Source organism: Actinosynnema sp. (assembly GCF_052038725.1).
On record NZ_JBQGCX010000018.1, the window covers coordinates 1 to 2,046 of the forward strand.

At 69.6% G+C, this 2,046-nt stretch carries 2 protein-coding genes; both read right to left on the reverse strand.

Annotated elements, in window-relative coordinates; genetic code table 11:
- Window positions 1-379: 379 nt before the first annotated feature.
- Entirely contained in the window at window positions 380-1,327 is a 948-nt protein-coding gene (locus ACTUAL_RS00335; protein ID WP_440898853.1) for a tyrosine-type recombinase/integrase, read from the reverse strand.
- A gap of 115 nt (window positions 1,328-1,442) precedes the next feature.
- Window positions 1,443-2,046 (reverse strand): RNA polymerase sigma factor (locus tag ACTUAL_RS00340; RefSeq protein WP_440898854.1); only part of this gene is annotated, 604 nt, incomplete at its 5' end.

The window sequence follows — 2,046 nt, forward strand, 5'->3', positions numbered from 1 at the left end:
TACAGCGCTATGCGGCCGATGTCGCGCACAGCGCTGTTGGCGGCGTGTCGACCCCGCGGCGCCACCAGTCAGATCACCGCCGACGTCCAGGCCAGCCAAGGTTGGTGTCCCGGTCGTTGATCGAGAGCCGAGCGGCGGGATGGCTGGCCAGGCAGCCCATCACTCACGGCCGGGGCTCGGACTTCTCCCAAGTAGAAGTCCGCGAGGTGGCAGCGTTCAACCAACCAGTCGGGTTGAAGCGAGACCATCGGGAGGGCGATCCACAAGGGGCAGGCCGAGGGAGCGGTGAGAAGCCAGCGCAAGGGGTAGAGGGACAACTTGTCGGAGGCCCGTGCCAGGTTGTTGCAGGCCCTGCAAGATCCGCGCGCCGGACGGTCGACTACAGCTCCCCGAGGTTCAGCTTGCGGGCCTCGTCAGCGGCGCGGGCGGCGGCCTGGGCCTTGGTGTAGCGCATGAGCATGTCGGGGCGGGTCCAGCCGGCGACGGCCATGAGTCCGCCCTCGGATCCTCCGGCGGCGAGCCAGCGGTGGGCCGCGGTATGGCGCAGGCGGTGCGGGTGGAAGCCCTCGATGCCGGCGGCCTGGGCGCGCTCGCCGAGACTCTTGTGCAGGGCGTCGTAGGAGAACCGCTTGCCGCGGTCGCCCAGCCACAGGGCGGTGGACTCGGCGAGGCGGTGGTGTCGGCGTTGGCGCAGGTAGCGGTCGAGCGCGAGGGCGGCGTCGGGACCGAAGGGGACCGTGCGGCCCTTTCCGCCCTTGCCGCGGCGCACGATCGCGGTCTGCTTGGCCAGGTCGATGTCGGCCAGTTCGAGGGCCACGCACTCCCCCGCGCGCATGCCGGTCTCCATCATCAGGCGCACCATCGCCTCGTCGCGGCGGAACCGCAGCGCGACCTTCGCGTCGGCGCCCTTGGGTGGCTGGCACGCCTTGACCAGGGCGCGGAGCTGGTCGTCGCTCAGCGGCTCGATGACGGTCTCGTCGAGCTTGGGCGCCTTGATGCCGAGGAAGGGGTCGGCGTCGATCTCACCCTCGGTGCTGAGCCAGTCCGAGAAGCGGCGCACCGCGAGCTGGCGGGCCCGGGCGGTGGAGCCGGCCAGGCCGGCCTCGAGCAGGGAGGCGACCCAGCCGTTGAGGCTCGCGCGGTCCATCGGCGCGGCGTGCTGGGCGGTGCACCACAGCAGGTACTGGCGCACGCCCTCGCCGTAGATCTTGAGGGTCTGCTCGGACTTGCGCTCGGCGCGCAGGGCGAGCATCCAGGAGGCAGAAAGCGACTCGGCGTCGGCGACCGTGAGGTCTGCCGACACCGAGTTCGTTGGTCTGCTGGGCACGCACCCAGCCTAGTTGATATCTGGACCAGGAGCGCTGTGCGGGTGTAGCGTGTCGCTCAGATCCACCGCGAAACCCACTCTGACCTGCAAGAACAGCCGCAGGACAGGGACAGGCTCAGTCCAGATAGTCGCGCAGAACCTGCGAGCGCGACGGGTGACGCAGCTTCGCCATCGTCTTCGACTCGATCTGGCGGATGCGCTCGCGCGTGACGCCGTAGACCTTGCCGATCTCGTCGAGGGTCTTCGGCTGGCCGTCGGTGAGGCCGAACCGCATCGACACGACCCCGGCCTCGCGCTCCGAGAGCGTGTCGAGGACGGCGTGCAGCTGCTCCTGCAGCAGGGTGAAGCTGACCGCGTCGGCCGGGACGATCGCCTCGGAGTCCTCGATCAGGTCCCCGAACTCGGAGTCGCCGTCCTCGCCGTGGGGCGTGTGCAGCGAGATCGGCTCGCGCCCGTACTTCTGGACCTCGATGACCTTCTGGGGGGTCATGTCGAGCTCCTTGGCGAGCTCCTCCGGGGTGGGCTCGCGGCCGAGGTCCTGCAGCATCTGGCGCTGGACGCGGGCGAGCTTGTTGATCACCTCGACCATGTGCACCGGGATGCGGATGGTGCGGGCCTGGTCGGCCATCGCGCGGGTGATCGCCTGGCGGATCCACCACGTCGCGTACGTCGAGAACTTGTAGCCCTTGGTGTAGTCGAACTTCTCCACCGCGCGGATC